The organism is Cellulomonas sp. P2_F12 (assembly GCF_056403775.1).
In genome coordinates this window covers 415,691-441,346 of sequence record NZ_JBFUEV010000002.1, presented here as the reverse complement: position 1 = coordinate 441,346, position 25,656 = coordinate 415,691, and the positions used below count along the sequence as shown (strand labels likewise).

22 protein-coding genes are annotated in these 25,656 nt (G+C 74.0%); 12 read left to right on the top strand and 10 right to left on the bottom strand.

Annotation, left to right across the window (positions count from 1 at the left end):
* The first annotated feature begins 19 nt into the window (after positions 1 to 19).
* The 3 genes from AC1DWH_RS06820 to AC1DWH_RS06810 all read left to right on the top strand — a co-directional run bounded on the left by AC1DWH_RS06820 (position 20) and on the right by AC1DWH_RS06810 (position 1,355).
* Positions 20 to 328, top strand: a complete 309-nt coding sequence (locus AC1DWH_RS06820) for a DUF3263 domain-containing protein (RefSeq protein ID WP_456844293.1) — start codon at positions 20 to 22, stop codon at positions 326 to 328.
* A gap of 92 nt (positions 329 to 420) precedes the next feature.
* On the top strand, positions 421 to 1,029 hold the full coding sequence (locus AC1DWH_RS06815) for a LytR C-terminal domain-containing protein (protein WP_477093028.1): 609 nt from the start codon (positions 421 to 423) through the stop codon (positions 1,027 to 1,029).
* A gap of 122 nt (positions 1,030 to 1,151) precedes the next feature.
* On the top strand, positions 1,152 to 1,355 hold the full coding sequence (locus tag AC1DWH_RS06810) for a cold-shock protein (protein WP_456825370.1): 204 nt from the start codon (positions 1,152 to 1,154) through the stop codon (positions 1,353 to 1,355).
* Between the two features lie 62 nt (positions 1,356 to 1,417).
* Here the strand turns inward: AC1DWH_RS06810 and AC1DWH_RS06805 are convergent, their stop codons facing one another.
* Positions 1,418 to 2,893, bottom strand: coding sequence for a glucosidase family protein (locus tag AC1DWH_RS06805; RefSeq protein ID WP_477093027.1), 1,476 nt, complete (start codon positions 2,891 to 2,893; stop codon positions 1,418 to 1,420).
* A gap of 311 nt (positions 2,894 to 3,204) precedes the next feature.
* Here AC1DWH_RS06805 and groL point away from each other — a divergent pair, with 311 nt between their 5' ends.
* Positions 3,205 to 4,830: a chaperonin GroEL gene (gene groL, locus AC1DWH_RS06800; protein ID WP_456844290.1), complete on the top strand. Its 1,626-nt coding sequence runs from the start codon at positions 3,205 to 3,207 to the stop codon at positions 4,828 to 4,830.
* Between the two features lie 185 nt (positions 4,831 to 5,015).
* On the opposite strand, the gene AC1DWH_RS06795 is transcribed toward groL, so the two are convergent.
* Entirely contained in the window at positions 5,016 to 6,242 is a 1,227-nt protein-coding gene (locus AC1DWH_RS06795; RefSeq protein WP_456844289.1) for a pyridoxal phosphate-dependent aminotransferase, read from the bottom strand.
* Between the two features lie 223 nt (positions 6,243 to 6,465).
* On the opposite strand from AC1DWH_RS06795, the gene AC1DWH_RS06790 reads away from it, so the two are divergent.
* Together AC1DWH_RS06790 and atzF are read left to right on the top strand one after the other, a co-directional pair.
* On the top strand, positions 6,466 to 7,188 hold the full coding sequence (locus AC1DWH_RS06790) for a GntR family transcriptional regulator (RefSeq protein WP_456844288.1): 723 nt from the start codon (positions 6,466 to 6,468) through the stop codon (positions 7,186 to 7,188).
* Positions 7,189 to 7,419: 231 nt separating this feature from the next.
* Positions 7,420 to 9,207 carry an allophanate hydrolase gene (gene atzF, locus AC1DWH_RS06785; RefSeq protein ID WP_477093026.1) on the top strand — a complete coding sequence of 596 codons (1,788 nt, stop codon included), beginning with the start codon at positions 7,420 to 7,422 and terminating at the stop codon, positions 9,205 to 9,207.
* 17 nt (positions 9,208 to 9,224) lie between these two features.
* Here the strand turns inward: atzF and AC1DWH_RS06780 are convergent, their stop codons facing one another.
* The 5 genes from AC1DWH_RS06780 to AC1DWH_RS06760 form a co-directional block, all read right to left on the bottom strand.
* Positions 9,225 to 9,500: a DUF4031 domain-containing protein gene (locus tag AC1DWH_RS06780; RefSeq protein ID WP_477093025.1), complete on the bottom strand. Its 276-nt coding sequence runs from the start codon at positions 9,498 to 9,500 to the stop codon at positions 9,225 to 9,227.
* A gap of 30 nt (positions 9,501 to 9,530) precedes the next feature.
* Complete coding sequence (locus AC1DWH_RS06775) at positions 9,531 to 9,821, bottom strand: WXG100 family type VII secretion target (RefSeq protein WP_477093024.1); 291 nt, start codon at positions 9,819 to 9,821, stop codon at positions 9,531 to 9,533.
* 772 nt (positions 9,822 to 10,593) lie between these two features.
* Positions 10,594 to 11,379: an HD domain-containing protein gene (locus tag AC1DWH_RS06770; protein WP_477093023.1), complete on the bottom strand. Its 786-nt coding sequence runs from the start codon at positions 11,377 to 11,379 to the stop codon at positions 10,594 to 10,596.
* A gap of 45 nt (positions 11,380 to 11,424) precedes the next feature.
* Positions 11,425 to 12,948: a sensor histidine kinase gene (locus tag AC1DWH_RS06765; RefSeq protein WP_477093022.1), complete on the bottom strand. Its 1,524-nt coding sequence runs from the start codon at positions 12,946 to 12,948 to the stop codon at positions 11,425 to 11,427.
* A complete protein-coding gene (locus AC1DWH_RS06760; protein WP_456844282.1) occupies positions 12,945 to 13,688 on the bottom strand; it encodes a response regulator transcription factor in 744 nt (247 codons plus the stop codon). The genes AC1DWH_RS06765 and AC1DWH_RS06760 overlap by 4 nt, the downstream gene beginning before the upstream one ends.
* A 139-nt stretch (positions 13,689 to 13,827) precedes the next feature.
* On the opposite strand from AC1DWH_RS06760, the gene AC1DWH_RS06755 reads away from it, so the two are divergent.
* Positions 13,828 to 14,583 (top strand): type 1 glutamine amidotransferase, encoded by a 756-nt coding sequence (locus AC1DWH_RS06755; RefSeq protein ID WP_477093021.1) that lies wholly within the window; start codon positions 13,828 to 13,830, stop codon positions 14,581 to 14,583.
* 52 nt (positions 14,584 to 14,635) lie between these two features.
* Here AC1DWH_RS06755 and AC1DWH_RS06750 read toward each other — a convergent pair whose 3' ends face one another.
* Positions 14,636 to 16,285, bottom strand: a complete 1,650-nt coding sequence (locus AC1DWH_RS06750) for a DNA repair helicase XPB (protein ID WP_456844280.1) — start codon at positions 16,283 to 16,285, stop codon at positions 14,636 to 14,638.
* Positions 16,282 to 18,699 (bottom strand): helicase-associated domain-containing protein, encoded by a 2,418-nt coding sequence (locus tag AC1DWH_RS06745; RefSeq protein ID WP_477093020.1) that lies wholly within the window; start codon positions 18,697 to 18,699, stop codon positions 16,282 to 16,284. The genes AC1DWH_RS06750 and AC1DWH_RS06745 overlap by 4 nt, the downstream gene beginning before the upstream one ends.
* A 139-nt stretch (positions 18,700 to 18,838) precedes the next feature.
* On the opposite strand from AC1DWH_RS06745, the gene AC1DWH_RS06740 reads away from it, so the two are divergent.
* Positions 18,839 to 20,059, top strand: a complete 1,221-nt coding sequence (locus AC1DWH_RS06740; protein ID WP_477093019.1) for a M20 metallopeptidase family protein — start codon at positions 18,839 to 18,841, stop codon at positions 20,057 to 20,059.
* Between the two features lies 1 nt (position 20,060).
* Here the strand turns inward: AC1DWH_RS06740 and AC1DWH_RS06735 are convergent, their stop codons facing one another.
* Positions 20,061 to 20,420, bottom strand: coding sequence for a TraR/DksA family transcriptional regulator (locus AC1DWH_RS06735; protein ID WP_477093018.1), 360 nt, complete (start codon positions 20,418 to 20,420; stop codon positions 20,061 to 20,063).
* Between the two features lie 115 nt (positions 20,421 to 20,535).
* Here AC1DWH_RS06735 and AC1DWH_RS06730 point away from each other — a divergent pair, with 115 nt between their 5' ends.
* The 4 genes from AC1DWH_RS06730 to AC1DWH_RS06715 all read left to right on the top strand — a co-directional run bounded on the left by AC1DWH_RS06730 (position 20,536) and on the right by AC1DWH_RS06715 (position 25,655).
* Positions 20,536 to 20,919 (top strand): cold-shock protein, encoded by a 384-nt coding sequence (locus AC1DWH_RS06730; RefSeq protein ID WP_056085661.1) that lies wholly within the window; start codon positions 20,536 to 20,538, stop codon positions 20,917 to 20,919.
* 2 nt (positions 20,920 to 20,921) lie between these two features.
* Entirely contained in the window at positions 20,922 to 21,995 is a 1,074-nt protein-coding gene (locus tag AC1DWH_RS06725; RefSeq protein WP_477093017.1) for a DUF3027 domain-containing protein, read from the top strand.
* Positions 21,992 to 25,015: a sacsin N-terminal ATP-binding-like domain-containing protein gene (locus tag AC1DWH_RS06720; protein ID WP_477093016.1), complete on the top strand. Its 3,024-nt coding sequence runs from the start codon at positions 21,992 to 21,994 to the stop codon at positions 25,013 to 25,015. Before AC1DWH_RS06725 ends, AC1DWH_RS06720 begins: the two co-directional genes overlap by 4 nt.
* A 109-nt stretch (positions 25,016 to 25,124) precedes the next feature.
* Complete coding sequence (locus AC1DWH_RS06715; protein WP_477093015.1) at positions 25,125 to 25,655, top strand: CAP domain-containing protein; 531 nt, start codon at positions 25,125 to 25,127, stop codon at positions 25,653 to 25,655.
* The last annotated feature ends 1 nt before the right edge of the window (position 25,656 follow it).

Sequence of the window (25,656 nt, the reverse complement as noted above, 5' to 3'; positions counted from 1 at the left end):
TGAGAGCACAGGAGGACGTATGGACGCCGCGACGATCGTCTCGCTCCCGCAGCCCAGCAGTGTCGATGTCGCCTCGCGCGACGGCCTCTCCGAGCGCGACGAGCAGGTCCTCGCCTTCGAGCGCCAGTGGTGGAAGTACGCGGGCGCCAAGGAGTCGGCCATCCGCGAGCTGTTCGACATGTCGGCCACCCGGTACTACCAGGTGCTCAACGCGCTGATCGACGACCCGGCCGCCCTCGCGCACGACCCGATGCTCATCAAGCGGCTGCGCCGCATGCGCTCCTCCCGCCAGCGCGCGCGCACCGCCCGCCGCCTCGGCGACGCCTGAAGCAGCGCAAGACCGACATCCCTGCACGTGACACGCCCCCTCCGGCCCGGGGTGGACCCGTCCACACGGTCGGAGCCGTTAGCCTGTCCGCCGTGAGCAAGGCGGAGTACTCCTACCCCGAGGACGAGTTCGACGTCCCGTCGAACCCTGACGTCCCCCGCGGCGTGCATCGCGCACCCCGAACGGCGTGGAGCAGGTGGTGGCCGTTCGTCCTCGTGCTCGTCCTGGCGCCGGTCCTCGCGTTCGTGCTGGTGAACCTCGCCGCGCGCAACGGGGACCTGCCCGACCTGCCCGGGACCACCGACTCGCCGTCGGAGCAGGCCGACGCCCCCGACGACACCGCGACCGACAGTGCGACCGACGCCGCCACCGACGCTGCCACCGAGACGCCTCCGGCCGACGAGCAGACGGTCGCGGCGCCCGTCATGGACACCCCGGTCACCGTGCTCAACGCCGCCAAGATCGGAGGCCTCGCGGCAGCGCAGGCGGCCAAGCTCACGGCTGCGGGCTTCACGGCCGTGACGACGGGCAACTTCACCGGCACCGTCCCGGCCGACTCTGTCGTCTACTACGCGGCGGAGGACCAGAAGGCGACCGCCGACCTCGTCGCCTCGACGCTCGGGCTGACCACGGTGACGCTGTCCGCGGCCGACGCGGGAACCGGCATCTCGGTCGTGCTGGCGAGCGACCCGGACGCCTGACCGGGCACCTGATCAGCACGTCCGTCCCGAGACGACCCTGGTCCCGGAGGGACCGCTCCCACTAGGCTCACGCGAACCGGGCGCCGGCGGAGCGCCCGGCATCGGACGTCAAGGAGTACGGCATGGCCCAGGGCATCGTGAAGTGGTTCAACGCGGAGAAGGGGTACGGCTTCATCACCCCGGTCGGGGGAGGCCAGGACCTCTTCGTGCATTTCAGCGCCATCCAGTCGGACGGGTACCGCTCCCTCGAGGAGGGGCAGGACGTCGAGTTCGAGGTGGGCCAGGGCACCAAGGGTCCGCAGGCCGAGCAGGTCCGCGGGCTCTGACCCCGCTGGTCTCCGGACGGGCCGTTCACCGACAGGTGCGCGGCCCGTCGGCGTCGGCGCACCTACCGGTCGAGGGCGTCCAGGGCCAGCAGCACGCACGCGGCGCTCCAGCCGAGGGGCGCGACCGCCGCCGGGGAGCCGTCGGCGAGCACCTTCTCGGGCAGTGACCCCGACGGGGTGCGGTGGGTGTCGAGGAACGTGAGCCAGCCGTCCGCGAGCGCGGCGTCGCCGTTCTCGGCCGCGACCCAGGCGTACAGCGAGGTCTGCGGGGTCCAGGAGACGCCGTCGTCGCGCCACCCCGCGCCGGGCGCCAACCCGTTCGCGGGCCGGACCATCGCGACCGCCGAGGCACGCCACGCGGCCTCCACACCCGGGACGGCCGTCGTGACGAACGGGCGGAGCAGGAACGCGCTCGAGGCGTCCGCGTGCCCGCCCGACGCGTACCGCGCGAACCCGGTGGACCCGAACGTGTGGATCACGGCCACCTTGCTGCGCACCGACGCGCCGAACGCGGAGGCGGCCAGCGCGTCGTCGTCGGTGAGCCCCAGGAGCCCGGACGCCTGCTGCAGGCCCGCGACCAGAGGGGCGACCGTGCCCAGCGTCAGCGCGTCCTCGGGCACCTCCCAATAGTCCGGCGACGCCGGCGGCAGCCCCCCGTGCGCGACGAGCGTGATCGCGTGCTCGGTCGACCGGACCACCATCGGCCGCAGCCGCTCCGCCGCGGCGGCACGCGCGGCGGGGTCGTCGATCTCGGCGACCACCAGACCGGCGGCCCAGAGCACCCAGCCCGTGCCGTCCGTCTGCACGCCGCGGTCGTCGGGCGGGCCGGAGCCGTCGGGCAGGTAGCGCGCCTGGAACGAGCCGTCGTCCGACTGCACGCGGTCGAGGAACCCCAGGACGTCGAGCGCGTCGTCCACGTGACCGGTACGGGCCAGCGCGACGGCGACGAACGAGGCGTCCCGGGGCCAGACGTAGCGCCACTTCTCCGACCACCCCGCCACCGCGGCGCCGCCGGGGAGCACGAGCGCGTGCAGGTCGAGCAGGGCGGCGCGCGCCATGTCCTCGTACGGCCCGCCCGCGCCCGGGACCGTGCCCGACGCCAGCCACGCGCGCTGCCGGGCGGCGGTGACGGCGGCGGCGGGTGCGGTCGGTCCCGTGTCCACGGTCACGCCGCCGACGACCCGCTCGAGGGTCGTCGCCGCCGGGTCCACCACGTGCGTGCCCGCCAGGAACGTCACGTCCGTGCCCACCGCCAGCGGTGCCCGGGTGCCGCCGGGGAGCGTGGTGACGCCCTGCAGGTACAGCGGGATGGTCGCGTAGGCGGGGACGGGGACCGCGGCGGGGGCCTCGGTCGCCAGCGCACCCGTGGGTACGGTCGCGACGAGGGTCGTCGTCGCGGCGATCACGAGCGCGGTGCCGACGACCACGCCCTCCCGACGACGGCGACGACGGGCGGACCGACGCGCGCGGTGCGCGGGAGCAGCCGACAGCTCAGCGCCGTCGGTGGCTGCGTCGACGTCCTCGTCGTGACCTTGCACACGCGCACGATAGCCCGGGCGCGCTCCCACCCGTGCCGCTGGGGGGCGTGCTCTCGCTCCTGCGGCCGCGTCTTCTCCTCTCCCGCCGCCGCGTCTCGACGCGTCCCGCCGTCGCCGCCGTGAGCGAACGCTGCTTGCACTCTCGGGGGTCGAGTGCTAACCATTGGACTTAGCACTCTCCGGTGGAGAGTGACAGAATCACCACGGCCGTCCGGTGAGGGCCGTCGCACGCGGGACAAGACCGCGGGTGACGTGCTCGTCCGTCGCGGGCACCCTCGGCCGACCCGAACCCAGTGAAGGATCACAGCCCCATGGCCAAGATCATTGCCTTCAACGAGGAGGCCCGTCGCGGCATCGAGCGGGGACTCAACATCCTCGCCGACACCGTCAAGGTCACCCTCGGCCCGAAGGGCCGCAACGTCGTCCTGGACAAGAAGTGGGGCGCCCCCACGATCACCAACGACGGCGTCTCCATCGCCAAGGAGATCGACCTCGAGGACCCCTTCGAGAAGATCGGTGCGGAGCTCGTCAAGGAGGTCGCCAAGAAGACGGACGACGTCGCGGGCGACGGCACCACCACCGCCACCGTGCTCGCCCAGGCGCTCGTGCGCGAGGGCCTGCGCAACGTCGCGGCCGGCGCCAACCCCATCGCGCTGAAGAAGGGCATCGAGAAGGCCGTCGAGGCCGTCACCGCTGCTCTGCTCGCGCAGGCGAAGGACGTCGAGACCAAGGAGGAGATCGCCGCCACGGCCGCGATCTCCGCCGGCGACCAGGCGATCGGCGACCTCATCGCCGAGGCGCTCGACAAGGTCGGCAAGGAAGGCGTCATCACGGTCGAGGAGTCCAGCGCGCTGGGCCTCGAGCTCGAGCTCACCGAGGGCATGCGCTTCGACAAGGGCTTCCTGTCGGCGTACTTCGTGACGGACCCCGAGCGTCAGGAGGCCGTCCTGGAGGACGCGTACGTCCTGCTCGTCGAGTCCAAGATCTCGAACGTCAAGGACCTGCTGCCCCTCCTGGAGAAGGTCATCCAGGCCGGCAAGCCGCTGTTCATCGTCGCCGAGGACGTCGAGGGCGAGGCCCTGGCCACGCTCGTCGTCAACAAGATCCGTGGCCTGTTCAAGTCGGTCGCCGTCAAGGCCCCCGGCTTCGGCGACCGCCGCAAGGCGATGCTGCAGGACATGGCCATCCTCACCGGCGGCCAGGTCGTCTCCGAGACCGTCGGTCTCAAGCTCGACACGGTGGGCCTCGAGGTCCTCGGCACGGCGCGCAAGATCGTCGTCACCAAGGACGAGACCACGATCGTCGAGGGCTCCGGCGAGGCCGCCCAGATCCAGGGCCGCGTCTCCCAGATCCGCGCCGAGATCGAGAACTCGGACTCGGACTACGACCGCGAGAAGCTCCAGGAGCGCCTCGCCAAGCTCGCCGGTGGCGTCGCCGTCATCAAGGCGGGCGCGGCCACCGAGGTCGAGCTCAAGGAGCGCAAGCACCGCATCGAGGACGCCGTTCGCAACGCGAAGGCGGCCGTCGAGGAGGGCATCGTCGCCGGTGGTGGCGTGGCGCTCATCCAGGCCGGCAAGACGGCGTTCGAGGGCCTCAAGCTCGAGGGCGACGAGGCGACCGGTGCGCAGATCGTCAAGCTCGCGATCGAGGCCCCGCTCAAGCAGATCGCGATCAACGCCGGTCTCGAGGGTGGCGTCGTCGTCGAGAAGGTGCGCAACCTCCCCGTGGGTCACGGCCTCAACGCCGCGACCAACACGTACGAGGACCTGCTCGCCGCGGGCGTCAACGACCCGGTGAAGGTCACGCGCTCGGCGCTGCAGAACGCGGCGTCCATCGCCGCGCTCTTCCTCACCACCGAGGCCGTCGTGGCCGACAAGCCGGAGCGCAACCCCGCGCCGGCCGGTGGCGGCGGCGAGGACTTCGGCGGCGGGTTCTGATCCGCTGAGCACGTAGCACTGTCGAACGGGCCGGTCACCTTCGGGTGGCCGGCCCGTTCTGCTGTCCGGTCGCCCTAGCCAGGCCGCGAGCTCGTGAGTTGCCGACGACGTCGTGAGTTGCAACTGACGACGTCGTCGGAAACTCACGACCTCGGCGGCCTTGGCGACGGTGGTGCGCCGGTCGCCTACTGGCGGTAGCTCGCCAGGAAGTTGCCCATGCGCTCGACGGCCTCGGCCAGGACGCGGGCCTCCGGGAGCGTGACGATGCGCAGATGGTCCGGCGTGGGCCAGTTGAAGCCGGTGCCCTGCACCAGCAGGATGTGCTCGCTGACCAGCAGGTCGTAGACGAGGCGGGCGTCGTCGCGGATCTCGTGGACGTTCGGGTCGAGGCGCGGGAACAGGTACAGGGCGCCGTCGGGGCGCACGCAGTCGACCCCGGGGATCGAGGTCAGGCCGCGGTACGCCACGTCGCGCTGCTCGTGCAGGCGGCCGCCGGGGGCGATGAGGGCGTCGATGCTCTGGATGCCGCCCAGGGCTGCCTGCACGGCGTGCTGGGCGGGCACGTTGGGGCACAGTCGGGTCGACGCGAGCAGGGTGATGCCCTCGAGGAACCCCGTGGCGTGCTCCCGAGGGCCGGTGACGACGAGCCAGCCGGACCGGTAGCCGGCCACGCGGTAGGTCTTCGACAGGCCGTTGAACGTCAGGCACAGCAGGTCCGGTGCGACGGTCGCCATGGGGATGTGCTGCGCGCCGTCGAACAGGATCCGGTCGTAGATCTCGTCGGAAAGCACGAGCAGACTGTGCTCCCGAGCGATCGCGGCGATCCCCTCGAGCACCTCGCGCGAGTAGACGGCGCCGGTCGGGTTGTTCGGGTTGATGACGACGATGGCCTTGGTCCGGGGGCCGACCAGCGAGCGGATGTGCTCGAGGTCGGGCTCCCAGCCGGCGGACTCGTCGCAGCGGTAGTGGACCGGGACACCGTCGGACAGCGAGGTCATCGCGGTCCACAGCGGGTAGTCAGGGGAGGGGATGAGCACCTCGTCGCCCTCGTCGAGAAGCGCCTGCATGACCATGGTGATCAGCTCGGAGACGCCGTTGCCCAGGTAGACGTCGTCGACGTCGATCTCGGGGAAGCCGGGTTCGGTCTCGTACCGGGTGACGACGGCGCGGCGGGCGGAGAGGATGCCGCGCGAGTCGGTGTAGCCGTGCGCGTGGGGGATCGCGGCGATGACGTCGCGGACGATCTGGTGGGGCGCCTCGAACCCGAACGCCGCGGGGTTGCCGGTGTTGAGCCGCAGGATCGTGTGGCCCTCGGCCTCGAGCCGGACCACCTCGTCCAGGGCCGACCCCCGGATCTCGTAGAGCACGTTCTTGAGCTTCGACGACTGGTCGAGCGGGCGCAGCGGCGGCATCCATCGAGCGTATCGCCGCGGTCTGCGCTGCCCGGAAACAGAACCTTTACGGGGCGTCGTCGACGACCGAAACGCGTGCCGCCTAGGTTCGGGCCATGGGCACAGCGATGTATACGGTGCGGGACACGTGGGTCGGCGCCCAGTCGGCGGCGGCCCGACGCGCGGGCCTCGACGGTCCGGCGAGCGACTGCCGCGCAGGCCAGGGGGGATACGCTTCGTGACCATGAGCACGGGTGGGACGACCGAGCTGACCGGCGCAGCAACGGGGTCGGGCGACGCGCGCTCCCTGCGGGACCTCGTCTATCAGCAGCTGCGCGACGAGATCCTCAACGGACGCATCTCCCCGCGGGAACGGCTGACCGAACCCAAGCTGGGCAAGCAGTTCGAGGTGTCCCGCACCCCTGTGCGTGAGGCGCTGTCGCGGCTGCTGTCCGACGGGCTGGTCGAGCGGACCGACTTCGGGTACGCGGTCGTCGTCCCGAGCCTGGAGGACCTGCGCAACCTCTACGAGCTGCGGATCACCCTGGAGCTGCGCGGCATCGACCGCGCGATCGAGAACCCCGAGGTCCGGCACGACGAGGCGCTGCTGCGCACCGAGCTGGACCGCTGGGCCGAGCTGCGCGACGCCCCGCCCGAGCCGGACGCCAGCTTCGTGCTCTTCGACGAGGGCTTCCACCAGACCCTGTCCCGCTCGTCCGGGAACACGCAGCTGACCGACGCCCTGGTCACCGTGAACCACAAGATCCGCGCCGTCCGCATGCACGACTTCGTCGAGTCCGACCGGATCACCGCGACCATCGACGAGCACCTGGAGATCCTCAGGCTGGTCCTCGCCCGCGAGCTGCCGTCGGCCCTCACCGCCCTGCACAAGCACGTCGGGGAGTCGCTCGAGGTGGTCATGGAGCGCGCGACGACGTCGATGAGCCGCATGGCGCTGGCCGGCTGAGGCGCTCGACCTAGCGCGTTGGGCGCTGGTCCCGGCCGGTCGGGCCGGCGGGCGCGCTGATCTGCTCAGGCGTTGGACTCGGCCGGCAGGGCGCCGCGGCAGCCGGTTCACCTGCGGCGTTGTCCGTAACGCGCCGTTTACCCGAGCGCGTGGGGCGGGAAACACCACGTGCCTACGGTGCTGGATACCGGGGTGTATACGCCCCGTGCCAGCGCGATCGGATCGCCGACCGTGCACCGGCCCAGGAACGACATCACCCCGGGGGACGCCGTGCACGAGGCTCGACCAGCCGACGCGGTCGCCCAGGCGGGCAGCGCCGAGTCGCGCGTCCGTGCCGCGTACGCGCGGATCGCCGAGGCTGATCGGCCCGAGGTCTGGATCACGCTCGTGCCTGAGGCGTCGGCGCTCGCGGCCGCACGGTCGGTGGACTCCCGCGTCGCGGCCGGCGAGGTCCTCCCGCTCGCTGGCACGACGGTGGCCGTCAAGGACAACGTGGATGTCGCCGGCCTGCCGACGACCGCGGCATGCCCGTCGTACGCGACCTCTCCCGACGGTCGACCGGGCCCCGCGGCGGCCACCGCGCCGGCGGTGCAGGCGCTGGTCGACGCGGGTGCGGTGGTCCTCGGCAAGACGAACCTCGACCAGTTCGCGACGGGGCTCGTCGGCGTCCGCAGCCCGTACGGCGCCGTTCGTCACGCGACGCTCCCGGACCGCGTCTCGGGCGGTTCCAGCTCGGGCTCGGCGGTCGCCGTCGCCCTCGGCATCGCGGACATCGGGATCGGTACGGACACCGCGGGGTCGGGGCGGGTGCCGGCCGCGTTCGGCGGGCTGGTCGGCATCAAGACGACCCTCGGTCTGGTACCGACCACCGGCGTCGTCCCGGCCTGCCGGAGCTACGACGTGGTCACCACGTTCACGCACGACCTCGCGCTCGGCGTCCTGGCCACTCGGCTGATGACCGGCGCCGATCCGCTCGACCCGCTCGCTCGGCCTTGGCCCACGGACGTGCGGTTGGGTCTGCGGTCGACACCCGTGATGGCGGTGCCGCGCGACGAGGACCTGGCGCCGCTGTCGCCGGCCTGGCGGGCAGCGTTCGCCGCCGCGGTCGCGGCCACCGAGGCGATCGGCGCTCAGGTCAGGGCCGTCGACATCTCCGGCATGCTCGCCGCGGCCCGCCTGCTCTACGACGGCGCCATCGTCGCGGAACGGTATGCCGCGGTCGGCGCGTTCCTCTCCGGTGCCCCCGACGCCGACCCGACGGTGCATGCGATCGTCATGTCCGGCCGTGACACACCGGCGCACGCCTACATCGACGACCGCGCCCGGCTGGACGCCGCAAAGCTCGCCGCGGCCGTGGTGCTCGAGGGCTGTGACCTGCTGCTGCTGCCGACGACCACCGAGCACCCCACGATCGCCGCCGTGCAGGCCGACCCCGTCGCCATCAACCGACGGCTCGGCACCTATACGAACTTCGTCAACCTCCTCGACATGGCCGCCGTCGCCGTCCCGGCAGGCGAGGCCGACGGCGGTCCGTTCGGCATCACCGTGCTGTCCCGCGCCTTCGACGACCAGCTGGCGCTGGACCTCGCCGCGCGCCTCCTCGGCGTCGAGAGCCCGTCGGTGGTCGAGGGCGGTGTCGACGTCCTGGTCGTCGGGGCTCACCTGCGGGGCCAGCCGTTGAACTGTGAGCTGGAGGCGCTCGGTGCCCGGTTCGGTCGCGCGGTCCGGACGTCCGACGCCTACCGGCTCGTGGCCCTGGACACCCAGCCACGCAAGCCCGGGCTCGTCCGGATCGGCCCTGGACGCGGAGCTCCGATCGCGGGCGAGGTCTGGCGACTGTCCGCGGGAGCGCTCGGCCGGCTGCTCGCCGAGCTTCCGGGCCCCATGTCGCTCGGGAAGGTCGAGCTGAGCGACGGCTCCTGGGTGGTCGGCTTCGGATGTACAGCCGAGGCGGGCTCGGCCGGCATGGACATCACCTCGAGCGGCGGCTGGGTGTCGGCCGTGCGAGCCGGTCTGTGACCCGGTCCGACACGTCTTCAGTGACGCCGGCTGCGGTCCCGAGCCGGCACACGGAGCCCGGAGGCGCGCAGCCGTCGGATGAGCTCCTTGGCGCTGACCAGCTGCGCACCGAGCGCGACCAGCTCGTCGATCCGCTGGTCCGGCACGTCGTAGTGATCGAGGTCGAAGCCCCGCGGGGGGATGCCGGCCCGGGCCGCGAACGCGTGCAGCTCCTCGAGGGACGAGTCGCTGACCAGGTGTCCCCACAACATCCCGTGGTTCGGCCACATCGGCGGGTCCACGAGCACGGTCACGGCCCGAGCGTAGGCGCCGGGGCGGCGTGCTCACACGCTGAACAGTCGCGACGCCTGCGACTCGGCCTCGGCGTAGGTGCGCGCGGCCGACTGCATCGCGGCGACGATCTGCTCGAGCGAGGCGTCGAGCCGTGTCTCGGTGGCCGACCAGTCCGCGAGCACGCCCGTGAACGCGGTCGCCGCCGCACCCCGCCACGAGCCCTGCAGGTCCGCCAGCTGCCGGTGCATCGCGGCCACCTCGCTGCGGATGGTGCCGGCCCGCGCCTGCACGCTCGCCGCTGCCTGCGCGACCTGCGCGCTGTCGACCTCGAACCTGCTCATCGGACCTCCGTCGGCGGCCGTCGGGGCTGTCCCGGCGGGTGTGCGTCGACGGTAGGAGGCGGAGGTGGAGGTCCTCGCCGCAAGGGCGGATCGGTGCATGCCGTACCGGGTCGCGGGGGCTGTGGGCGGCTCAGCGGCCGGCGCTCGCCAGCGGGTCCGCGGGGCGCGTGGCGAATCGGTGCGCGCGGGTGGCGGACCGGCTCAGCGCGGTGAAGGAGAGCGGCTCGGTGGCGACGATCGAGCTAGCGGAGCGGGGCTTGCAAGGTGGGCGTGCGTCTCTTCTCATGGCTGCGAGCCGGCGGGAGTGCACCGGCGCAGGGTCGTCGGGCCCGGGTCGGGGGCACCGCTGCACCCCGACCCGGGACCGACGAGCACCCCAGTCACCACAACAACCCGCAGCCCGACCAAAGACCAGCAAGGCGATGCACGCGAGAGCGCTCCCACAGAGTACGCGGCCGACGACCGAGAAACTAGCCGCGCACCGCGCAGCCGCCCGTCGGCAGCCAAGAACCTCGGCAACGTCCGCGTTCGAGCAGGCCAGGACCCGACTAAGCGCGGACGTCCGCCAAGAACCCCCGCAACGTCCGCGTTCGAGCAGGCCAGGACCCGACTAAGCGCGGACGTCCGCCAAGAACCCCCGCAACGTCCGCGTTCCAGCAGGCCAGGACCCGACTATGCGCGGACGTCCGCCAAGAACCCCGGCAACGTCCGCGTTCCAGCGGGTCAGGACCCGACTGAGCGCGGACGTCACCGAAGCAGGAAAAGCCCCGCGTCACGTCCGCGCGGCGCTCGACCCCTCCGCGGGCGTCCCATAGCCGGCGTCGCGCGTGGCGACGGGAGCGGTCGCTGCGGCGGTCGCTGCGGCGGCATCGATCCCGCGCAGCTCCTTCTCCAGCCGCTGCAGCTCGCCGGAGAGGTTCTGCCGCGCGGGCTCCTCCCAGGCGGCGCCGAGGGGGCTGACGAACAGGGAGGGCCGGGCGAGGAGCTTGTGCAGGATGCGGACTCGGGCCCGCAGGTAGTCCTCGACGGGGAGGTGCGAGTACTCGGTGCGGATGTCCTGCACGTACGCCTTGTACTTCTGCGGCTCGGTGGCGAGCATCGCCAGGTCGGCGTCGCAGAGCACGGCGCAGTCGGAGTCGGCCGGGTTGGGGGTGTGCCGGACGAGGGCGACGACGAGGTCGTGGACGCGCTGCGCGTGCTTCTCGGGGACGCCGAGGGCGGTCAGCTCGTCGAAGGCGAGTCGCGCGCTGGCGATCTCGTCCTCGCCGCCGCGGTTGGCGTAGGCCTTGCGATCGGCGGCGTCGAAGATCGCGCCGTGGTACCAGGCGGCCAGCCGGACGATGTCGGGCCGGTGGGTCTCCTCGGCCAGCTCGTCGACCCGGCTCAGCACGTCGACCAGGTGCTTCAGGTTGTGGAAGGAGCGCCCGGGGGAGCCCCAGCGATCGACCAGGGCCTGTCCGGCGTCGCGGATCTGCTCGGTCGGCGCGGTGGCTCCGGCGCCGACGGCACTGCGTACGTACGCGGACAACAACCACTGCGGTGCGTCATGGACGCCCATGAAGTTCAGCCTTACATCGACGACAGGAACCCGCCATGGTAGCCCTCAGACCTGAGGCTCGCGGGACGGAACGGGGAGGGTGACCCGGACGGTCGTCCCCCCTCCGGGTGTCTGCTCGAGACGCACCGAACCACGGTGCGCCTCGACGATCGCGGCGACGATCGCCATGCCCAGCCCGGCGCCGCCCGAGTCGCGGCCGCGGCTGGCGTCGACCCGGTAGAACCGCTCGAACACGCGGGCGGCGTGCTCCGGGTCGATGCCCGGGCCGTGGTCGCGCACCTCGAGGGCGCCCTCGCCGGACGGCAGGATCCCGACCGCGATCTCCACGGGGGTGCCGGGCGGCGTGTGCTGGACGGTGTTGCCGACGAGGTTCGCCAGCACCTGGCGCAGGCGCGACTCCTCGCCCTCGACGACGCACGGTCCGCCGGGGGCGCCGTCCACGAGCGGGACCAGCCGGGTCGGTCGGGAGGGGTCGAGGGCGTGCAGGTCGCTGACGGCGTCGGCGGCGAGCACGGTGAGGTCGACGGGTCCCATCTGCATCGGTCGGCCCTCGTCGACGCGGGCCAGCGCCAGCAGGTCCTCGACGAGCGCGCCCATGCGGATGGCGGACTGCTCGACGCGGCGCATGGTGTCGTCGACCTGCTCGGTCGTGGTGAGCGCACCCATCCGGTAGAGCTCGCCGTAGCCGCGGATGGTGGCCAAGGGGGTGCGCAGCTCGTGGGAGGCGTCGGCGACGAAGCGGCGCATGCGGGCCTCGGACGCGGTCTGGGCGCCGAAGGCCTGCTCGATCTGGGCGAGCATCCCGTTGAGCGCGGCGCTGAGCCGGCCGACCTCGGTGTGCTCGGAAGCGGCGGGCACGCGCTGGGAGAGGTCCCCCTCGGCGATCGCGGCGGCGGTGGCCTCGATCTCGCGCAGCGGCCGCAGGGAGCGCCGGACGGCCCAGGTGCCGGCCGCGGCGCCGAGCAGCACGATCCCGAGCCCGCTGAGCAGCAGCACGAGGGTCATGTGCTGGACGGTGCGCTCGATGTCGCCGAGCGGCAGCGCGATGACCGCGGTGCCCTCGGTGCCGTCACGCATCGTGAAGGTGTAGGCGACCGCACGCCACTGCGAACCCTGCCGCGTGGACGGGACCGTGAACGGCTCGCCGTTGCGGGCGGTGGCCTGCGCGATGGTGAACGACGGGACGATCGGGGTGCCGTACTGGGCCCGCGTGGTCGGCGAGATGATCGGCAGCTCCTGGTCGTCGACCGCGTAGCGCAGGTAGTAGTCGCTCGGGGTGTAGACGGTGGAGCCGGTGGTGTCGAGCTGCCCCAGCTTCTGCTGGGCGATCTCGGTGCCCTCGGTCTGGAGCTTGGTGTCCACCTGGCCGACGAGGGTGCCCTCGAGGAGCGCGGCGCTCGTGGCCCCCGCCAGCACCAGGCCGACGGCGAGCAGCACCGTCACGATGCCGACCAGCCGGGAGACCAGCGTGGTGCCGGCCCACCAGCCGCGCAGGCGCCCGAACGGCCGGCGCCGCGCGACCGGGGCCGGGGCCTCGACCGGCTGCTCGACCATGACGTCAGCCGTCACGACGTCTCGCGCAGCAGGTAGCCCACCCCGCGCTTGGTGTGGATCAGCGGGGGCAGGCGCTGCCCGTCGGCGCCGTCGATCTGGTCGATCTTGCGGCGCAGGTAGGAGATGTAGGACTCGACGATGTTCGCGTCGCCGCCCCAGTCGTACTGCCACACGTGGTCGAGGATCTGCGACTTCGAGAGCACCCGGCCGGGGTTGAGCATGAGGTAGCGCAGCAGCTTGAACTCGGTGGGGGACAGGTCGACGGGGTGGCCGGCGCGCACGACCTCGTGCGAGTCCTCGTCGAGCTCGAGGTCGGCGTACCGCAGCACGCTCGTGTCGTCGTCGAGACCCGGACGCGTGCGCCGCAGGACGGCGCGGATGCGGGCGACGACCTCCTCCAGGCTGAACGGCTTGGTGACGTAGTCGTCGCCGCCGACGGTCAGTCCCTGCACCTTGTCGGCGGTGTCGTCGCGCGCTGTGAGGAAGAGCACGGGAACGTGCTGACCCTTCTCGCGCAGGCGTCGCGTGACGGTGAACCCGTCCATGTCGGGGAGCATCACGTCGAGCACCACGAGGTCGGGCTGGACCTCGCGGGCGAGGCGCAGTGCGGAGCCTCCGTCGGCGGCGGCGTGGACCTCGAAACCCGCGAAGCGCAGGGACGTTGCCAACAGCTCGCGGATGTTCGGCTCGTCGTCGACGACGAGCAGACGCGCCTCGGGCGTACCCGACGACGACGATGTGAGGGGTGTCGACATAGGTCGAGTCTGGCCCCGAACCCTGGGAGTTCGCTGGGTGAAGGCCGGATGTGCCCGAACCGGACGAACGTCCATCAGGCGGACACCTGGGCCCTCGGGCCTTGCAGCGCCACGGTTCGGGGGAGGTACCGTGCTCCGCGTGACCCTCCCCTTCTCCGGTGGCCCCCGACCGGTCGTCACCGTCATCCAGAGCTCTCCCGACGTCCACCTCGACCGCTTCGGCGAGTGGCTCGGCGACGTCGAGCTGCGCACCGTCGCGGCGTTCGCCGGTGAGAGCGTTCCCGCGGTCGACGAGCTGGGCGACGGCCTCGTCGTGCTCGGCGGCCACATGTCGGCCTACGACGACTCCACGGCCCCGTGGCTGCCCGCGCTGCGCGCGCTGCTGGCCGACGCCAGCGCGCAGGGCGTCACGACGCTCGGCATCTGCCTCGGCGCCCAGCTGCTCGCCGCTGCCCGCGGCGGTCGCGTGCAGGTCGCGGCCCCTCCCGGGCGCGAGGCGGGCATCGTCGACGTGCGCTGGCGGCCCGAGGCCGCCGTCGACGCGGTCGTCGGCCCCCTGGCCGCGCTCGCGGACGACCGGCACCGCGCCCCGCAGCCGAGCATGCACGCGGACGCGGTCGTGGACCTGCCCCGCGGCGCCGTGTGGCTCGCGTCGTCGGCCATGTACCCGTACCAGGCCTTCCGCATCGGCTCCGCCTGGGGCGTGCAGTTCCACCCCGAGGCCGGCGCGGACACGCTGCGCGCCTGGGCCGACGGGTACGACGACGTCGACACCGAGGCCGTGCTGGCCGCGTACGCCGCGCGTGAGGCCGAGGTGACGGCCGGTGGCCGCGCGCTCGCCGAGGCGTTCGCCGCCCAGGTCCGCGCAGCCGCGCAGGAGCCCGTCTCCGCCTGAGCAGACGACACGAGCGCCCGACCCCTTCCCGGGGTCGGGCGCTCTCGTCGTCTCAGTCCTTCGCCGGGTCCAGGTCCTCGGCGTCGACGATCGAGTACGCGTACCCCTGCTCGGCCAGGAACCGCTGACGGTGCGCCGCGAAGTCCTGGTCGACGGTGTCGCGCGCGACGACCGTGTAGAAGTGCGCGGTCCGCCCGTCGCCCTTGGGCCGCATGATCCGGCCGAGGCGCTGGGCCTCCTCCTGGCGGGAGCCGAACGACCCGGACACCTGGATGGCCACGGACGCCTCGGGCAGGTCGATCGAGAAGTTGGCGACCTTGCTGACGACGAGCTTGGTGATCTCGCCCGACCGGAACGCGTCGAACAGGCGCTGCCGCTCGTGGACGGTGGTCTCGCCGGTGATGAGGTCGGCGTTCAGGTGCTCGGCGAGGGTGTGCAGCTGGTCGAGGTACTGCCCGATGACCAGCGTCGGGTCGCCCTCGTGCTTGGCGACGAGCTGCTCGACCACCCGGTTCTTGCCGCGGGCCGTCGCCGCCAGCCGGTACCGCTCCTCGGGCTCGGCGGTCGCGTAGGCCATCCGGTCGGCGTCAGGCAGCGTGAGGCGGACCTCGACGCAGTCCGCCGGGGCGATGTAGCCCTGGGCCTCGATGTCCTTCCAGGGGGCGTCGAACCGCTTGGGGCCGATGAGGCTGAACACCTCGTCCTCGCGGCCGTCCTCGCGCACCAGGGTGGCGGTCAGGCCGAGCCGGCGGCGGGCCTGCAGGTCGGCCGTCATGCGGAAGATCGGCGCCGGCAGCAGGTGGACCTCGTCGTAGACCACGAGGCCCCAGTCGCGGGCGTCCAGCAGCTCGAGGTGCGTGTAGACGCCCTTCCGCTTCGTCGTCAGCACCTGGTACGTCGCAATGGTGACCGGGCGGATCTCCTTGCGGGCGCCCGAGTACTCGCCGATCTCGTCCTCGGTCAGCGTCGTGCGCTTGACCAGCTCGTCGCGCCACTGCCGCGCGGAGACGGTGTTGGTGACCAGGATCAGCGTGGTGGTCGACGAGCGCGCCATCGCTCCGGCGCCGACGAGCGTCTTGCCGGCGCCGCAGGGCAGGACCACGACGCCGGAGCCGCCGTGGAAGAACCCGTCGACGGCCTGCTGCTGGTACGGCCGCAGGTGCCAGCCGTCCTGGACCAGGTCGATCTGGTGGGCCTCGCCGTCGACGTACCCGGCCAGGTCCTCCGCGGGCCAGCCGAGCTTGAGCAGCACCTGCTTGAGGTGGCCGCGCTCGGAGGGGTGGACGATGACGTCGGTGGCGTCGATGCGGGCGCCGAGCAGGCCGGCCGTCCGCTTGGACCGGACGACCTCGACGAGGACCGCGGGGTCCAGGGCGTGCAGGATCAGGCCGTGCACCGGGTCCTGGATCAGCTGGAGGCGCCCGTAGCGGGACATCGTGTCGGCGACGTCGACCAGCAGGGCGTGGGGGACCGGGTAGCGCGAGTACTCGAGCAGGACGTCGACCACCTGCTCGGCGTCGTGGCCGGCGGCGCGCGCGTTCCAGAGGCCCAGCGGGGTCAGGCGGTACGTGTGCACGTGCTCCGGGGCACGCTCGAGCTCCGCGAACGGGGCGATGGCGCGCCGGCAGGCCTCGGCCTGGTCGTGGTCGACCTCGAGCAGGAGGGTCTTGTCGCTCTGCACGATGAGGGGGCCGTTGGTCACGAAGTCTCCTGACGATCGTCTGCTTGTTCCGCCGGCGCTGCCGTCGCGCGGGTGACGGTGGCGATGCGGTGCACCGCGACCGTCAGCTCGGACTCGCGGGCGGTGTCGATGGCCCGCAGCCGGCCGCCCTCGACCCGGAGGGGCCGCAGCAGACGCCGCTGCGGGACGCCGTGGGAGCCGACCAGCTCGACCCACACCTCGGCCTTCTCGGCCGCCGCCTCGCGCAGCAGCACCAACGCGTCGACGGGATCGCCTGTTCCCGTCGGCTCGCTCGGGGGGACGGGCTGGACGGGTCGGTGCGACGGGGTGGGCAGCGGCAGGCCGGGCAGCCGCTCGGCCTCGTCGGTCTTCCGCTCCTGCTCCGCCCGCCGCAGCTGGGGCACGAGGGCCAGCAGCCGGTCGTCGCTCATCGCCTCCCGGGAGGTCGCCGGCGCGGCATCGGTCGTGCGGCGACGGGCTCCCGCGGTCGCGCGACGGCCGACGCGGCGCACCGCCGAGATGACGTGCAGCACCTCGCCGTCCGGTCCCTCGGCCACCGGCGCGAGCCCGTGGGCGCGGAGGGCCTCGACCAGCTCCCGGACCGGCGCCTGGGCCGCCAGGACGGTCGGCGCGAGCCGGACCAGACCGAGCGAGGCCAGCCGGGGGTCCTCCGCCAGCCCGGCGAGCAGCGAGGGGTCGTCGGCGCGGACGTAGCCGGAGGCGGCGCCGATCCGCAGCCGACCGTGCCGACGCGCGGCGTCCCGGACCAGGTACTCGAGCGGCTGGGGGACCCCGGAGCGTGCGTGCGCGGCCAGCTCGGCGAGCAGCCCGTCGGCGGTCGAGCCCGCGTCCAGCGCGCGCCGGACCGACTCCGGCGTGAACCGCACGGTGAGCGCGCCCCCGCGGGACTCGACGTGGGCGGTCCGGTCCAGGAGGTCCTCGAGCTCGGGGCTCGGCCGACCGGGGACCACGCCGGTCAGGTCGCCCTGGAGCAGGATCTCGTCGACGGCGGGCGGCAGGGCCGCGGCGAGGGCGTCGGCGGGGTCGGCCGGTTCGGCGCCGACCAGGGGCGCGGTCTCCAGCAGCAGCGCGCGGCCCGCGTCGGACAGCGCGCCCGCACCGAGGACCCCCAGCCGGCCGGCCTCGACGAGGATCGCGTTCACGGCCGCGGTCGGCGGGACGGACCGCGGGGAGCGCCAGCGCAGGACCGCCACGACGTGCGCGGCGTCCAGGGCCGTCCCGGGCGGCGTCTCGGCCAGCACGTCGAGCACCGACCGTCGCAGTCGCGGGGCCCACGTGCGCTGCAGCTCGGGGTCGAGCGCGGCCCGCACCCCGCCGCGGTCGTCGCGCCCGCCGACGAGCCAGGGTGTGCGCAGCATCGAGCGCCACGTGCGGGCCAGCGCCACCCAGCGGTCGGGGACGTCCCGGACGGACCACTCGTCGACGGCCACGGTCGGCGCGAACGACGGGTTGTCCTCGCCGTCGGCGGCCACGAACGCGGCGGCTCCCGCGAGCTCGATGACGAACGCGGCCTCGGCCTCGTCGGTCTCGAGCGCCATCGCGACCCGGCGCAGCTCGCGCACGCCCAGGCCTCCGCCGCGCAGCACGCCGGGAGGCGTGTGCTCCCACAGCCGCACCAGTCGGGCGATGAGCAGCACGCTGCGCTCCCCGGCGGCCGCCGACTCCGACGTGACCAGCGCGTGGCTGCGGTGCGGGACGTCCTCGGGGAGCGCGGGCGGGAAGGCGGGGGACGGGTGCGTACGACCGCCGCGCAGCGCGAGCGCGACCGCGCGCGGCAGCACGACGTGGCGGGAGTCGCCGGGCAGGAGCAGGTGGCGGCGCAGCAGCCAGTCGACGGCCGCGGCCGCCGCGGTGCTGTTCGAGGGCGCGAGGCCGACCGGCGGACCCCAGAGCAGGGCGTCGAGCACGGGCCGGGCGCCGGTGGGTGCCGACTCCAGCAGCGTCGGCAGGTCGGTGAGGTCGATCGGCTCGGGCGTGGGCCCGCGGCGGACGCCCGCGTCGGCGGGGGCGAGGCCGGCCGGGTACAGCCCGAGGATCTCCGCGAGCCCCGGCGACGGCAGCAGGGGGGCGTCGGCGTCGGGCGAGTCGGGGTAGACCAGGGCGCCGACGACGGCCAGCCGCAGCGCGCGCTCGACCAGCGCGACGCCGGCGTCGTCCGCCGCACCCAGGGCCACGGGCAGGTCCGCGGCCGTGATGGGGCCGGGGTCGGACAGGGCGACGACCGCCTCGAGCACCTGGATGACGCTCGCGTCCACCGTCGACAGGGCACGGTCGAGGCTCGACCGGCTGGTCGCCCGGACCGCCAGCGACGACAGGGTCGCGGGCGACGGCGACGCCAGGTCCGGTCGGCTGCGCAGCAGCGCGACGAGCTCGTCGTCGCTGCGTTCCCGCAGGTAACCGGTAAAGGTGGGCATCCGCACAACCTTACGTGCCGCCGCGGCCGTGCGGGGGGTCTGCTACTCCTCGGTAACGGGAGCCGGGCCGCCGGTGCAGGTCTCTGGCAGTCTCGGTCGCACCACGCATCCGCACCCGCACTCCCCGGAGGTCACACCCGTGTCGCTCGCTCCCGACGTCCTGGCCGGCCTGCGCGCCGACGCCGCCGCCCAGCTGCCGGACGTCGTCGCCCTGCGCCAGGCGCTGCACCGCACCCCGGAGATCGGCCTCGACAACCCGGCCACGCAGCGGATCGTGCTCGACGCGATCGAGCCGCTGGGCCTCGAGGTGACCACGGGGACGGGCCTGAGCTCGGTCGTCGCGGTGCTGCGCGGCGGGCGGCCCGGTCCGGCGGTGCTGCTGCGCGGGGACATGGACGCCCTGCCGGTGACCGAGGACTCGGGGGAGCCGTTCCCGTCCGAGAACGTCGGCGTGATGCACGCCTGCGGTCACGACCTGCACGTCGCCGGGCTGGTCGGTGCCGCCCGGCTCCTGGCCTCACGCCGGGACGAGATCGCGGGTGACGTCGTCCTCATGTTCCAGCCCGGCGAGGAGGGCGACGCCGGTGCCCGCCTCATGATCGAGGAGGGCGTGCTCGATGCCGCGGGCAGCCGGGTCGTCGCCGCGTACGGGCTGCACGTGATGTCGGCGATGGTGCCGACCGGGCTCGTCATCTCCCGTCCCGGGACGCTCCTCGCGGCGGCGGACTCCGTGATCATCACGATCCACGGCAAGGGCGGCCACGGCTCGATGCCGCACCTCGCCGCCGATCCCGTGCCGGCGGCGGCCGCGCTCGTGCTGGCCCTGCAGACGATGGTCACGCGCGAGTTCGACGCGTTCGACCCCGTCGTCGTCACGGTCGGCAAGATCGCGGCGGGCACCACCAACAACGTCATCTCCTCGACCGCGGTGCTCGAGGCGACCGTCCGCACCTTCTCCGAGACCACCCACACCGTGGTCCCCGACCGGATCACCCGGGTGGCCGAGGGCATCGCCGCCGCCTACGGGTTGACCGTCACGGTCGACTACCGGCGCGGCTACCCCGTCACGTCGAACACGCCCGCCGAGGTCGACCGCGCCGCCGGCCTGGTCCGCGCCATGTTCGGCGAGCACGCGTACCAGACCGCCCCGCAGCCGATCTCGGGTGCCGAGGACTTCTCCTACGTGCTCGAGGAGGTGCCGGGCGTCTACCTCGCGCTGGGCGCGACGCCCGTCGGCCACGACCCGGCGACCGCGGCGTACAACCACTCCGCGCAGGCGACGTTCGCCGACGAGTCCCTGGCGGTCGGCCCGGCGGTCCTCGCGGCGCTGGCCCTCGACCGGCTGGCGGAGGGCGCGTAGCTCACCTCGGCGTGCAGCCCACGCACGTCGTCGCGGTCGGGCGCGCCTCCAGACGGCCCGCCGGGATCGCGGCCCCGCACACGGCGCACACGCCGTAGGTCCCGTCGTCGACCCGCGCCAGCGCGAGCTCGATCGAGACCAGCCGCGCCTCGGCGTCGCGGGCCAGCGCGTCCACCTGCGCGCGCTCGAACGCGATCGTCGCGCCCTCGGGATCGTGCTCGTCGTCGGCGTTGCTGTCCCTCGAGGCGGCGACCACGGCGTCGTGGTCGCGCCGGAGGGCGGCGAGGTGCTCGCTCGTCGTCGCGCGCAGCTCCTCGAGCCTGGCGCGGGGGCCCTCTGCGGTGCGTCGCGTGGTGGTCATCGTCAGCCCCAACGCCATGTTGCCCCTGCGCCTTCCGGGGCCGCGTGGGATTTTCGTGGGCGCTGGCCGGTAACCTTGTGGCCAGTACGTCTTCTTCTCATGAACGGGGTTCACCGTGCCTACCGGCAAGGTCAAGTGGTTCGACACCGAGCGCGGCTTCGGGTTCATCGCCAGCGACGACGGCGGCGAGGTCTTCCTGCACGCGTCGGCCCTGCCCGAGGGCGTCACGGCACCGAAGCCCGGCGCGAAGGTCGACTTCGGCGTCGCCGACGGCCGTCGCGGCCCCCAGGCCCTCTCGGTCAAGCTGCTGGACCCCGTGCCCTCTGTCGCCAAGGCGGCGCGTAAGCCCGCCGACGACATGGCCGTCATCATCGAGGACCTCATCAAGGTCCTCGACCGCGTCGGCAACGACCTGCGTCGTGGCCGCTACCCCGAGAAGGCGCGCGGGGAGCAGTACGCCTCGCTCCTGCGCGCCGTCGCGGACGACATCGAGGCCTGAGCATGCCTGCAGCAACCAAGGACGCGGTCCTCGGATCGGCCGTCGACCTGGCCCGCGAGGTCGCGGTCGGCCTCGCCGAGGACCCCGCCGACGTCGGCGAGTACCTGGGCCTGGTGGTCGAGGGTGAGCGGCTGGTGTCCCACCGGTTCGCCTCCGCCGCCCGCGGCTACCGCGGCTGGGAGTGGACCGTCACGGTCGCCCGCGTCCCGCGCGGTCGCACGGCCACGGTCTGCGAGGCCGAGCTGCTGCCCGGGCCCGACGCCGTGCTGGGCCAGGCCTGGCTGCCGTGGTCCGAGCGCATCCGGCCCGGTGACATCGGCCCCGGCGACGTCCTGCCGTTCAAGGCCGACGACCCTCGCCTCGAGCCCGGCTGGACCCCGACCGGGGACCCCGAGCTCGACGACGTCGCGATCGACGAGCTCGCCCTCGCCCGTGTCCGGGTGCTCTCGCCCGAGGGTCGCGACGAGGCCGCCGAGCGCTGGTACCGCGGCCCGCACGGGCCCACGAGCGCCGGCTCCCTCGCGTCCGCGGCCGCCTGCGGCAGCTGCGGGTTCCTGGTCCCGCTCCAGGGTTCGCTGGGCACCGTCTTCGGCGTGTGCGCCAACCAGTGGTCGCCCGACGACGGCACCGTCGTGAGCGTCGACCACGGCTGCGGCGCGCACTCCGAGACCGACGCGGAGACGCCCCCGACCGACTGGCCCGAGTCCGACCCGCTCATCGACGAGCTCAGCCTCGAGCTGGTCGACCTCGCCCCGGCCACGACGCGGGCCGCCGAGGCGCCTGCGGTCGATGAGGTCGCGGTCGCTGACGAGGTCGCGGTTGCCGACGACGAGGCGCCCGTGGCCGATGAGGCTCCGGTTGCCGACGACGTTGCGGTTGCCGACGACGAGGCGCCCGTTGCCGATGAGGCTCCGGTCATCGACGAGCTCGCGGTTGCCGACGACGTGACGCCCGTGGTCGACGAGGCCCCGGCCGCCGACGACGAGCCGACCGACGTCGCCGAGAGCACGGACGACGCACCCGAACCCGCCTCCGACGCGGACGACCCCTCGGCCGTTCCCGACCCGGAGCCGTGACCGCCGACGCCTTCGGCACGGCCGCCCTGCGCGCGGCCGTCCTGGGGGCGTGGCGGGCGTCCCCGGCGCGACTGCGCGAGGACGCGAACACGGAGGAGGACCACGCCCGCGGCTACTACCGCGACCGCGTGATCGTCGAGCTCGCGCAGAACGCGGCCGACGCCGCGACGCGCGCGGGGGTGCCCGGACGGCTGCTCCTGCGCCTGGCGCGCACGGACGCGGACGGGTCGGTGCTGGTCGCCGCGAACACGGGAGCCCCGCTCGACGCCGAGGGGGTCGCCTCCCTGGCGTCTCTGCGGGCGTCGGCCAAGCGTGACGAGGGACCGTCGAGTCGGGCGGTCGGCCGCTTCGGGGTCGGCTTCGCCGCGGTCCGGTCGGTGGCCGACGAGGTCTCGGTGCTGTCCACCAGTGGCGGGGTCCGGTTCAGCGCCGCCGACGCCGCCGAGCTGCTGGCCGAGGCAGCGCACGACAACCCCGCGCTCGCCGACGAGGTCCGCCGCCGCGACGGCTCCCTGCCGGCACTGCGCATGCCGCTGCCGGCGGAGGGCAGCCCGCCCACCGGCTACGACACCGCGGTCGTCCTCGAGCTCCGCGACGAGGTGGCCGCCGACGAGGTCCGTTCGCTGCTGCGGGACGTCGCGGACCCTCTGCTGCTCGCGCTGCCCGGCCTGGTCGAGATCCTGGTGGAGGACGAGTCCGGGGTCCGGCGGCTGGCGGACGTCGCCGACCGCTGGACGGTCGCGACCGGCGAGGGCGAGCTCCCCCTGGCGCTGATGGCCGACCGTCCGGTCGAGGAGCGCGCGGCGCGGGTGTGGCGGGTCACGTGGGCCCTGCCGCGGGGCGGCGCGCAGCTGTCGCAGGCCGACCGCGTGGTCCACGCCCCGACCCCGACCGACGAGCCGTGCAGCGTCCCCGCCCTGCTCGTCGCGACCTTCCCGCTCGACCCCTCCCGCCGCCATGTGGCACCCGGTGCGCTGACCGACGCCGTCCTCGACCACGCCGCCGACGTCTACGCGCGCCTGGCCCACGGCCGCGCGTCGGCGGGCCACGACGCCCTCGCCCTGGTCCCCACCGGCCTGGCCGCCGGCGCCCTCGACGCCGAGCTCCGCGACCGCATCGTCGAACGCCTGACCCGCACCCCGCTGCTGCGCAAGGCCGCTCCCGACGACGCCGACCCGCTGGTGGTCCCGACGCAGGCGGTGGCCCTCGCCCGCTCCTCGGTGCACGACGCCGCCGCCCTGGCCGCGCTCGGCAGGAGGGTGACGGCGCTGGTCGCGCTGCCCAACGGTCGCGACTCGCAGGCACGGGCGCTCGGTGTCGAGATCCGGTCGCTGGCCGACGTCGTCGAGGAGCTCCCGGCCGTCAGCGACGGCGGCTGGACGGAGCTGTACGACGCCCTCGAGCTGCTGGCGGACGACCCGCAGTCGCGCGAGGCCCTCGGTGCCGTCCCCGTGCCGCTGGCCGACGGCCGGGTGGTCCGCGGGGCGCGCGGCACGGTCGTCCTCGACGCCGCCCTGGCGGCCCGGCTCGGTGCCCGCACGCTCGAGACCCTGGGCCGCTGGGGGCTGCGCGTCGTCGACCTGGAGGCGGTGCACCCGGTGCTCGAGCGGCTGGGCGCGCAGGCCCCCGACACCGTCGGCCTCCTGTTGCAGGACTCGGTGCGGCAGGCCGTGCTGGAGCTGGCCGACGACGACACCGAGGCCGACGACGTCGTCGACGCGGTGCTGGCGCTGGTGGGGGCCGCGGACGGTGCGGGCGTGCCGCAGGAGGCGCAGCCCTGGCTCGGGCTGCTGCCGCTGCGGGCCGCCGACGGGGAGCGCACGCCCGCCGACAGCCTCGTCCTGCCCGGCTCCGTGGCCGCCACGATGCTCGACGACCGGGTGCTGTCGACCGTGTCGGAGGAGACGGTCGACCGCTGGGGTCGCGACGTGCTCACGGCGGTCGGGGTGCGCGCCGACCTCGTGCTGGTGCACGTCCCCGACGTCCTGGCCGACCCGGCCTCGCTGCGGGACGGCGCGGCCGACTCCGCGACCCTGGCGGCGCAGTCGCTCGACGGCTGGGACGACTACCTGGCGCACCTCTCGGACCGCCTGGGCGCCGGCGCGTACGTGGGGGAGGCGGTCGCGGTTGCGGACCTCGACGCCGTCGATCCCGACGCGTGGCCGCAGGTCCTGGCGCGGATCGCGGGCGAGCCGACCCTGCGTCGGGCGCTCGTCGACCCCGTCCGCGGCGAGTCCGCGGCGCACGCCCCGTCGTACACGTCGTGGTGGCTGCGCGAGCGGGCGGAGCTGGGGCTCGGGCGACCGTTCGCGGTCGGCGACGAGCTCGGCGCCCTGCTCCCCGCTGCGCCCGCGGCCGTCGCAGACCTCGACGTCACCGTGCAGCGCGCGCTCGGCGGCGTCGGCACCCTCGAGGAGCTCGACGGGGCGGGCTGGACGCAGCTGCTCGACGCCTGGGGACCGGTCGGGGTCGCGGTGGACCCGGCGCTCGCGACGGCGGTGTGGCGGTCGATGGCCCCCGACGAGCCCCCGGAGCGGGTGCCGGCCCTCGTCGGCCCGGGCCGGGTCGCGGTCGTGCACGCCGAGGACGCCGCCGTGGCGGACCAGCCGATGTGGCACCAGCGCACCGACGTGGCCTCCCTGGTGCCCGGCACCGAGGCGACGGCCCGGCTGCTCGACCTCCCGTTCGCCGGAGACCTGGCCGAGGGGCTGGTCGGGGAGGGCGGCGAGGTCGACGACGTCCCCGACGGCGTGCGCGCGCTGCTGCCCGACGCGCCGAGCACGTGGGTCCAGCACGACGACCTGCTGGTGGACGGCACCCCCGTCGAGTGGTGGGTGGAGGACTCGGTGGTGCACGCCGTCCACCTGGTCGGGCTCGCCGCCGGCCTGGCCCAGGCGGCCGGGCGCTGGGAGCTCCGCTACGCGGTCGAGGCCCTGCTCACCGCGCCCGATCGCGCCGACGAGATCGCGCTGGACGTCGCCGGGGGCAAGCAAGTGCCCGGTACGCCCGGAACCAGATAACGTCCCCCGCGTGCAACCCTTCACCCCCGTGCCGCCGGTGCCACGGGGTCGGCCGGACCAGCAAGTTCGTCGTGAGCCGCGACGACGGTGGCCCCGCAGGCTCGTGCTCGTGCTCGCCTGCACCCTCACGCTGATCGCGGTGCCCATCACGATGAGCCCGCAGCCGAGCCCCCGGCCCGCGGCGGACGTGGGAGCGACCGCGCTGCGGGCCGACGACCCGGCAGGCAGGTCGGCCACGCGAGCACCGGTCGCGACGCCGGCGCCCAGCGCTGCGGAAGCGACGCCCACGCTGGTCGACGAGATCGTCACGCGCACCAACGCGGAGCGGGTGACCGCCGGGCTCCCCGCGCTTACGGTCTCGGCGTGCGCGACGGAGCAGGCGGAGGCACGCACGGCGACGCTCGCACGGGAGGACCGGTTCGAGCACGACCCGCTGCAGCCCGTCCTCGACGCCTGCGGGGCGCACCGTGTGGCGGAGAACCTCGCGCTCGGCTACCCGACGGCCCTGGCCGTGGTGGCGGGCTGGATGGGGTCTGACGGCCACCGCGAGAACATGCTCGGCGACGCGTACACGCAGATCGGCGTCGCGTGTGTGACCGCCCCCCGAGGGCTGCTCTGCGCGCAGGTGTTCCTGGGCTGAC

Bases quoted from the DNA above. Each gene is read 5' to 3' on its own strand.
- AC1DWH_RS06820 (WP_456844293.1), top strand. From the start codon at position 20: ATGGACGCCGCGACGATCGTCTCGCTCCCGCAGCCCAGCAGTGTCGAT.
- AC1DWH_RS06810 (WP_456825370.1), top strand. From the start codon at position 1,152: ATGGCCCAGGGCATCGTGAAGTGGTTCAACGCGGAGAAGGGGTACGGC.
- groL (WP_456844290.1), top strand. From the start codon at position 3,205: ATGGCCAAGATCATTGCCTTCAACGAGGAGGCCCGTCGCGGCATCGAG.
- AC1DWH_RS06795 (WP_456844289.1), bottom strand. From the start codon at position 6,242: ATGCCGCCGCTGCGCCCGCTCGACCAGTCGTCGAAGCTCAAGAACGTG.
- AC1DWH_RS06790 (WP_456844288.1), top strand. From the start codon at position 6,466: ATGAGCACGGGTGGGACGACCGAGCTGACCGGCGCAGCAACGGGGTCG.
- AC1DWH_RS06775 (WP_477093024.1), bottom strand. From the start codon at position 9,821: ATGAGCAGGTTCGAGGTCGACAGCGCGCAGGTCGCGCAGGCAGCGGCG.
- AC1DWH_RS06770 (WP_477093023.1), bottom strand. From the start codon at position 11,379: ATGGGCGTCCATGACGCACCGCAGTGGTTGTTGTCCGCGTACGTACGC.
- AC1DWH_RS06760 (WP_456844282.1), bottom strand. From the start codon at position 13,688: ATGTCGACACCCCTCACATCGTCGTCGTCGGGTACGCCCGAGGCGCGT.
- AC1DWH_RS06745 (WP_477093020.1), bottom strand. From the start codon at position 18,699: ATGCCCACCTTTACCGGTTACCTGCGGGAACGCAGCGACGACGAGCTC.
- AC1DWH_RS06735 (WP_477093018.1), bottom strand. From the start codon at position 20,420: ATGACCACCACGCGACGCACCGCAGAGGGCCCCCGCGCCAGGCTCGAG.
- AC1DWH_RS06725 (WP_477093017.1), top strand. From the start codon at position 20,922: ATGCCTGCAGCAACCAAGGACGCGGTCCTCGGATCGGCCGTCGACCTG.